8 protein-coding genes are annotated in these 8,063 nt (G+C 69.0%); 6 read left to right on the top strand and 2 right to left on the bottom strand.

Annotation, left to right across the window (positions count from 1 at the left end):
* The 6 genes from PKH97_RS10835 to PKH97_RS10810 all read left to right on the top strand — a co-directional run.
* Positions 1–1,345, top strand: a 1,345-nt coding sequence (locus tag PKH97_RS10835) for a Pls/PosA family non-ribosomal peptide synthetase (RefSeq protein ID WP_324387424.1), incomplete at its 5' end; no start/stop codon positions are given.
* Between the two features lie 12 nt (positions 1,346–1,357).
* Positions 1,358–2,674, top strand: coding sequence for a M1 family metallopeptidase (locus PKH97_RS10830; RefSeq protein WP_324387423.1), 1,317 nt, complete (start codon positions 1,358–1,360; stop codon positions 2,672–2,674).
* 43 nt (positions 2,675–2,717) lie between these two features.
* Positions 2,718–2,960, top strand: a complete 243-nt coding sequence (locus PKH97_RS10825) for a type II toxin-antitoxin system VapB family antitoxin (protein WP_324387422.1) — start codon at positions 2,718–2,720, stop codon at positions 2,958–2,960.
* A gap of 3 nt (positions 2,961–2,963) precedes the next feature.
* Complete coding sequence (locus tag PKH97_RS10820) at positions 2,964–3,353, top strand: PIN domain-containing protein (protein WP_324387421.1); 390 nt, start codon at positions 2,964–2,966, stop codon at positions 3,351–3,353.
* A gap of 107 nt (positions 3,354–3,460) precedes the next feature.
* A complete protein-coding gene (gene thrS / locus PKH97_RS10815) occupies positions 3,461–5,446 on the top strand; it encodes a threonine--tRNA ligase (protein ID WP_324387420.1) in 1,986 nt (661 codons plus the stop codon).
* Positions 5,443–6,363, top strand: a complete 921-nt coding sequence (locus PKH97_RS10810; RefSeq protein WP_324387419.1) for an SGNH hydrolase domain-containing protein — start codon at positions 5,443–5,445, stop codon at positions 6,361–6,363. The genes thrS and PKH97_RS10810 overlap by 4 nt, the downstream gene beginning before the upstream one ends.
* An 18-nt stretch (positions 6,364–6,381) precedes the next feature.
* Here the strand turns inward: PKH97_RS10810 and PKH97_RS10805 are convergent, their stop codons facing one another.
* Both PKH97_RS10805 and PKH97_RS10800 read right to left on the bottom strand, forming a co-directional pair.
* Positions 6,382–7,815: a protealysin inhibitor emfourin gene (locus PKH97_RS10805; protein WP_324387418.1), complete on the bottom strand. Its 1,434-nt coding sequence runs from the start codon at positions 7,813–7,815 to the stop codon at positions 6,382–6,384.
* A 52-nt stretch (positions 7,816–7,867) separates the two neighbouring features.
* Positions 7,868–8,063: hypothetical protein (locus PKH97_RS10800; protein WP_324387417.1), on the bottom strand; the 196-nt coding region annotated here is incomplete at its 5' end.

Raw genomic sequence — 8,063 nt, 5'->3', positions numbered from 1 at the left:
GGCGGGGGCTGCCCTCGCCGCGGCGGCGTGGTGGCTGCCGGTCGGGACGCTGACGGGATTTGTCACTCTGGCGTTGATGATCCTCCTTCTCGTGCGGCTGCTGGGCTGGGGGCTGACCCCGGGCACCCATCCCGTGCAGGGCCGCCAGGCCTGGCAGGCCTGGTCGACGATCCGCCTCCTCGACGAGGCACGGACCTGGTTGTTCCCGTTGTACTCCAGCGCACTGACACCCTCCTGGCTGCGGGCCCTCGGCGCCCGGCTCGGCCCGGACGTCGAGGCGTCCACGGTGCTGCTCATTCCCAAGCTGACGACCGTCGGTCAAGGCGCCTTCCTCGCCGACGACACCCTCATCGGCGGCTATGAACTCGGCGGCGGTTGGCTACGGGTGGACGAGGTCAAGGTCGGCAAGCACGCCTTCGTCGGCAACTCCGGCATGGCTGCCCCCGGCCGCAAGGTGCCCAAGGCCGGCCTGGTCGCCGTCCTGTCCGCCGCCCCCCGCAAGCGCGAGGCGAAGGCCGGCACGTCCTGGGTCGGCTCACCACCGGAGCAACTGCGCCGCGCCCCGGGCGAGGTCGACCAGCAGCGCACCTTCCACCCGCCGACCCACCTGCGGGTGGCGCGCGCCCTGGTAGAGGCTTGCCGTTTCATCCCGCAATGCCTCGCCGTGGCCCTCGCCCTGGTGACGGTCGCCGCGCTCTGGGCGCTGACGGGCAAGGGCTGGCCACTCGCCGCTGCCCTCTCAGGCGTGGTTCTCATGACCGTCGGCGCAATCGCCGCCGCCCTGACAACCGCTGCCAAATGGCTGCTCGTGGGCAAGGTCCGGCCCGGGGATCACCCGCTGTGGAGTTCTTTCGTCTGGCGCAATGAACTCGCCGACACCTTCACCGAGGTGATTGCCGCGCCCTGGTTCGCCAGGGCGACGACCGGCACGCCGGTGCTCAACCTCTGGTTGCGCACCCTCGGAGCCCGGGTCGGCGCCGGCGTGTGGTGCGAGACCTACTGGCTGCCCGAGCCCGATCTGATCGACCTGCGCGATGGCGCGACGGTCGGGCAGGGCTGCGTGGTGCAGACGCACCTCTTTCACGACCGGGTGCTCAGCCTCGACACCGTCACCCTGCGCGCCGGCTCGACCCTCGGCCCAAATAGCGTCGTCCTGCCGGCCGCCACCCTGGGACGGCACGCGACCATCGGGCCGGCCTCGCTGGTGATGCGCGGGGAGTCAGTGCCGGACAAGTCGCGGTGGATCGGCAACCCGATCAGCCCCTGGAGCCAGGAGCACGACCACATCGGCGAACTCGCCGCGATCTTGGCCGAGCCCGACATCCCCACGCGCCCCGGGCACTGATCACCGCGACCCATGAGCGAAAATCCCCTCGTGCCCCACCCGCCCCTGCCCGCCCCGGACAGCTATCTGCCCACCCACGGCGACGTCCGCTTCGCAGCCCGGCACTACGGCCTGACCCTCGACTACAAGGTCGCGACCAATCACCTCGTCGGCACGGCGGTCATCACCGCCGAGGCCCTGACCGACCTGAACGAGATCGCCCTCGACCTCTACAACCTCCACGTCTCGCGCGTCCGGGTCGGCGGCAGGCCGGTCAAATTCGCCCAGCGCGGCAGTCGGCTGATCGTCCGCACCAGCCAGCAGCACGGCGCCCGCTTCGAGATCGACGTGGCGTATGCCGGCAAGCCCCGCCCGATGCCCGGCGCGCACGGACGCGCCGGCTGGGAGGAACTCACCGATGGCGTCCTCGTCGGCTCCCAGCCGCACGGCGCGCCATCCTGGTTTCCGTGCAACGACCGGCCGAGCAACAAGGCCCCCTTCGCGATCACCGTCACGACCGAGGCCGGCTACCACGTCGCCGCGGGCGGGGTGCTGAAGAAACGGCATACGCGCTCGGGGCGCACCGCGTGGACGTATGCCCACGACGAGCCCACCGCGACCTATCTCGCCACCGTGCAGATCGGCCAGTATGCCGTTCGCCCCGTCCCAGCGCCCGTCCCCGTCGCGATCGTCGCGCCGGCTGGGCTGGATGTGGGGGCCGGGTCGGCTTTCGCCCGGCAGGGGGAGATGGTCGCCGCGTTCATCTCCCGCTTCGGGCCCTACCCATTCGCTACCTACACCGCGGTCGTGACCGACGACCCGCTGGAGATCCCCTTGGAGGCGCAGGCGCTCTCCAGTTTTGGGCGCAACCACGCGGCCCCGGCCTGGGAGAACGAACGACTGGTCGCGCACGAACTCGCTCACCAATGGTTCGGCAACGCCCTGACGGCCGCCGACTGGCGCGACATCTGGCTGCACGAGGGCTTCGCGTGTTACGCCGAGTGGCTGTGGTCGGAGGCCGCCGGCGGCCCGCCTGCGAGCGAGCACGCGGCGGACCACTACAGCCGTCTCGCGCTGCCGCCGCGCGGGCATACGCTCACCGATCCGGGGCTGCGGGCGATGTTCGACGACTGGGTCTACAAGCGCGGCGCCCTCACCGTGCACACGCTCCGGCAGGCCGTGGGCGATGCCAGCTTCTTCGCCATCCTGCGCACCTGGGTCGCCGCCCGCTCGGGCGGCAATGTGTCGACCGAGGCCTTTCTGGCGCATATCGAGGCCTATCTCGGCCGGCCAGTCCCGGAGCTGCGGCCCTGGCTCTTCGAGCGCGACCTGCCGCCGCTCGGTCAGTGACAAATTCCCCCGTGGGTAAAATTGTTCGGGCTAGCGTTTACACATGAGAATGCACATAGAGCTCAACGACGACCTCGTCGCCGAGGTCGACCGGCTTGCCGGTCCACGCGAGCGATCGGCCTTCGTTCGGCGTGCGGTCATCAAGGCTCTCGACGATGCGCGGCGCGGCGAGGCGTTGCGGTCGTCTGCGGGCGTCCTTCGCGACAGTGGCCCCCACGAGTGGGATGACGACCCAGCCGCGTGGGTGCGGGCCGGCCGGCACGCGGATGCGCGCCGGGCGGGCTGATCGGTGCTGCTCTTTCTCGACACGACGGTGCTCATCGACCATCTGCGTGGGCGGCCAGCCGCAGAACGCGTCACCGCACTTGCCGAACGTGGCGTGCGCGCCGCCACGACGGCCATCAACATCGAGGAGATCGTCCGTGGTTTGCGGCCACCCGAGGAGGTGGCCGCACAGCAGCTGGCCTCCGGCCTGATCGTCATGCCCATTACCGCGGAAGCGGCGTGGATCGCTGGCACGTGGCGCCGCACCTACGCGGCGCTGGGCAAGACCCTCTGGCAAGCCGATTGCCTGATCGCCGCCGCGGCTCATCTCGCCGGCGCACCCCCGGCCACGGGTAGCCCCAAAGACTTCCCCATGCCCGGCGTCGACATCCAGCACTGGCCCGTCGGGGAGTGATGAACACCCGCCGAAATGATCCACCAGGCCAGATGCCGCGTCTCGATGTGCCGGAGCCAACCTTAAGATTGAGCGTTCTCGCCAACCCATCGAAAGGGGTGCCGGTCATGTCGGACGCGGCAAACCGTCGCTTGCTCCTGCCCGCCGCCACGTCCGTCGTCGACACGCTGACCGAGCAAAACATCCTGCTCAACGGCCCCACCGGCGTCATCGCGGTCAAGACCGATGACGGCGTCGAGCGCGACCTGACCTGGATCCCCGAGACCGACACCGAGGCCGAGCTGATCCAGCGCAATTCGGCGGCCGGCCTGGCGATCATCCGTCACTCGACGACCCACATCATGGCGCAGGCGGTGCAGAACCTCTTCCCCAGCGCGCGCCTAGGCATCGGCCCGCCGACTGCCGAGGGTTTCTATTACGACTTCCTCACCGATCACAACTTCACCCCGGACGACCTGGCGGTCCTGGAGGAGGAGATGCGCCGCATCGTCGGCGAGGGTCAGCTCTTCCGCCGTCGCGTGTTGGCCAGCGTCGGCGCCGCCGAGGCGGAGGCCACCGAGGAGCCGCTGAAGCAGGAACTCATCGCGACCCATCCCGTGCCCTGGCGCTTCGAGGGCGACCCCTATGGCGATGACGCGCTCTCCTACTACGACAACCTCTCGTATGCCGGCGAGCGCCAGTGGACCGACCTGTGCCGCGGTCCGCACGTGCTCGACACCAAATACCTGGGCGTCTTCACCTTGACCCACGCAGCGGCGGCCTACTGGCGAGGCGATGAGAAGCGCCCTCAGCTGCAACGGATTTACGGGACCTCCTTCCTCGACCGCAAGGCGCTCAAGACCTATCTGACCGAACGGGAGGAGCGCCTCAAGCGCGACCACCGCAAGCTCGGCGAGCAGCTCGACCTGTTCACCTTCGATGAGCACATCGGCAAGGGACTGCCGCTGTGGCTGCCCAATGGCACCATCGTGCGCGACGAGTTGGAGAAGTGGGCGCGCGAGACCGAGCGGTCACTGGGCTACAAGCGGGTCGTGACCCCGCAGTTGGCCAAGGAGGACCTCTACTTCCTCTCCGGCCACCTGCCCTACTACGCCGACGATATGTACGCCCCAATTTCGATCGAGGACGAGACCTACTATCTGCGGCCGATGAACTGCCCGCATCACCACATGGTCTACCGGGCGCGACCGAAGTCCTATCGCGACCTGCCCTACAAGGTCGGCGAATACGGCACCGTCTATCGCTTCGAGAAGTCCGGGCAACTCCAGGGCCTGATGCGGACCCGCGGGTTCACCCAGAACGACGCGCACATCTATTGCACCGACGAGCAGGCCGAGGAGCAGTTCCTCGAGGTCATGCGGATGCACGAGATGTACTACCAGGCCCTCGGCATCACCGACTTCCACATGGTGCTCGCCGTCCGGGATCCGGAGAACACCGACAAATACCACGACGACGAAGAGATGTGGCAGCGTGCTGAGGCGATCACGCGTGGCGCGATGGAGAAGTCCGGCATCCCGTTCGTCCTCGATGTGGGCGGCGCGGCGCACTACGGCCCCAAGATCGACTTCATCATCAAGTCGGTCACCGGGCGGGAGTTCGCCGCGTCGACCAACCAGGTCGACCTCTACACCCCGCGCCAGTTCGGCTTGTCCTACAAGGCCTCGGACGGCACCGAGAAGACCCCGATCGTCATCCACCGGGCGCCGCTCGGCTCGCACGAGCGGTTCGTCTCGTTCTTGACCGAGCAGTATGCCGGCGCCTTCCCCTTCTGGCTGGCCCCCGAGCAGATCGTCGTCGTTCCGGTCACCGACACCTTCGACGAGGGCGCGCAGGCGGTCGCCGACGAGCTGTATGCCGCCGGATTGCGCGCCGAGGCCGACGTCTCCGACGCCCGTATGCAGGCCAAGATCCGGACCCACTCGATGCGCAAGGTCCCGGTGACCATCGTTGTCGGTGGCCGCGAGATAGAGGAGCGCACGGCGTCGGTCCGGTTGCGTACCGGCGGGTCGTGGACGGCTTCGCTGGATGAGGTCAAGGAGTTCTTCCTCGCTGCGCAACGCGATCGCCGCCTGGTCCTCGACCTGCCGTGACGGCCGCCTGGCGGGGCGTTCACCGGCTGGCGGTTGCCTTCCTTGCGACGGTGGTCGCTCTCGGATCCTGCACCACCAGCCCCGTGGTCTCGGGCGGCAGTCAGAGCCCGACCGTGACGGTCGCCGCGCCGTCGGTGCCCACCCGCTCGGGCGAGTATCACCCCAGCGGTGGAGCGGCCTTGGCCGACGAGCCCGACTACTACCGCGATGGGTGCCGCTTCGCCGCGGACGTCGACACGCCACCCCCTGCCGGCCGGTGCGTCTACGGCGACCCACATGGCCTACCGGTGGCGATCGTCGGGGACTCCAAGATCGGCCAATGGATGCCGGCCCTCCAGCGGATCGCCGAGGTCGAGCACTGGCGGCTGCTGTTCTATTCGCGCAGTTCCTGCCCATTCGCGACCGAGGCGGATCAGACGAACTGTTCGCGCTTCGTCGAGCGGGTCTTCACCCAGTTGCGGGATGAGGAGAAGCCGAAGCTCATCTTTTCCTCGCACATCTCGCGCACCGACCCGGTGATCCGCTCGGAGAGCGCGCTGCTGACCGAGCTGCATACGGCTCTCGGCACGCGGGCGGTGCTGCTCGCCGACACCCCGCAACGGGGCACGAGTTCGATGTTCGACTGCCTGCGAGCGGCGACGGACTATGTCGCCGATTGCTCGTTCCGCAAAAACGACGGGTCGGGCACGCCGGCGCTGCGCGCCATCGCCCAGCAGGTGCCGGACGCCGTCTTCGTGACGATGAATGACGTCGTCTGCCCGACGACGGCGACCTGCCCGCCGGTGCTCGACCACATCCTGCTCTATCGCGCAGGGTCACACCTGACCAAGACCTTTATCAACGCGCTCGCCCCTACCCTGCACTTGCGACTGATCGAGGCGGGCGTGGCGAAGAGACCCGTGATCACCGCCTCCTGACCACGGGACCCGGACCGCTCACGACTCGTCGGTCAATGTGCGATCGAAGAGTTGTCGCAGATCGTCGGGCAGGTGCTGCTCGGGAATGCTCACGTCCACGCGGGGCAGATCGCAGGCCACGCCGTAGCAGAAGCGGTCGGGCTGGGAGCGCTCAGGAGCAGCGGCTGCTCGGGTCTCAATCACCTGCAAGGTGTCGCTGCTCAGCACCCGGTTCCAGGCCTTCGCATCGCGTTTGGGCAGATTGTCCAGGGCGACCTCCCGGCGCACCGTGCGCCCGGCAAAGCCGCCGCTGCGGGTCACCGCGACCACACTCTCGCCCGTCGGGGCGGGCGGATCACCGGGCTCCGGCGAGCCCGGCCCCGAGGGGGCCGCCTCGAGCACGCCCACCTCGCTCCACGCCGCCGTGACTGCGGCCAGTTCGGGCGAGTCCGCGCCATACAGGCCGATCGCCGCGTCCTGGGTGAGCCGGGCGAAGGTGGCGAAATCGCAGTCCGCGGCGATCGCGGTGCCGGTCAGCGCGGCATACCAGATGTGCCCCGGCGCCTCCCAGGAGTTGCCACCCAGCGCCGTCGCGGCCAGGTAGAACGCCTTGTTGGGAATGCCCGAGTTGATGTGCACCCCGCCGTGGTCGTCGTCGGTGTCGACATAGTCGCGCATGTGCGCGGGCTGGGGGTCCTTGCCCAGCACCGGATTGTCGTATGCCGTGCCCGGCGCCTTCATCGATCGCAGCGCCTGACCGGCGAGCTCGCCGATCAGCAGCTCGGCACCGATCAGCCAGTCGGCGCCGGCGGCGTCCTGGCCCAACTCGCGCTGCTTGACCAGCGAGCCGAAGACATCGGACATCGACTCGTTCAGCGCGCCCGGCTGCCCCTGATACATCAGGCCGGCCGTGTGCTCGGTGACGCCATGGGCCAACTCGTGCCCGATGACGTCGAGGCTGGCCGTGAACCGGCCGAAGATCTTGCCGTCCCCGTCGCCGAAGACCATCTGGGTGCCGTCCCAAAAGGCGTTGTCGTAGTCGCGCCCGTAATGCACGCTCGCGCGCAGCGGCAGGCCCTTACCGTCCAGGGAGTTGCGTTCGAAGGCCTGGGCGTAGAGCGTCCATGTCGCACCCAGCCCGTCATACGCCTCGTCGCAGGCGTCGTCACCGGTCGCCGGGTCGCCCTCGCCCCGCACCGTGGTGCCGGGAAGCCGGTTGCTCGACTTGGCGTCGCTGATCAACCGCACCGGCCCACCCTCGATGGTCCCGGGTGTCAGGCGCTTCTTGCCCGTCGCGGCCGTCTCGCCGCGCCCGTGCGCCCGACGGGCGAGCAGGCCTTGGTCGATGTCGATCAAGGCCTCGCGCGCGGCGGCGGCGACGACGATATCGCCGGACTGGGCCAGCCGCTCGAGAATGTGCGGCGGGATGATGGTGCAGCGCCCCCTGGGGCTCCCCTGCTTGGTGCTGTTCATGCGCCCCAGTCTTGCCGAGAGCACCGACAACGGCTCGGCGAAGCCCCACGAGTCAGTAGAGATAGATCAGCCGGTCGTTGCTCCCCATGCACACGATCGGCGGCCGGCCGAGGCAGCGGATCGCCAGCTTCTCGCCGCTCAACGGGTCGGTGACCTGCAAAGTCAGCGACGCGCCGATGCTCGGCGACTGCGCCCGCCACGCGTCGCGCACGGCCAGCGCCAGCGGGCAGCCGGTGATCGCATTGGCC

The sequence above is a fragment of the Nostocoides sp. genome (assembly GCF_035343835.1).
GTDB classification, from domain to species: domain Bacteria; phylum Actinomycetota; class Actinomycetes; order Actinomycetales; family Dermatophilaceae; genus Nostocoides_A; species Nostocoides_A vanveenii.
This window is presented reverse-complemented; position numbering and strand designations above follow the sequence as displayed.

Coding starts and splice junctions, on each gene's coding strand:
- PKH97_RS10830 (WP_324387423.1), top strand. CDS start 1,358: ATGAGCGAAAATCCCCTCGTGCCCCACCCGCCCCTGCCCGCCCCGGAC.
- PKH97_RS10825 (WP_324387422.1), top strand. CDS start 2,718: ATGAGAATGCACATAGAGCTCAACGACGACCTCGTCGCCGAGGTCGAC.
- thrS (WP_324387420.1), top strand. CDS start 3,461: ATGTCGGACGCGGCAAACCGTCGCTTGCTCCTGCCCGCCGCCACGTCC.
- PKH97_RS10805 (WP_324387418.1), bottom strand. CDS start 7,815: ATGAACAGCACCAAGCAGGGGAGCCCCAGGGGGCGCTGCACCATCATC.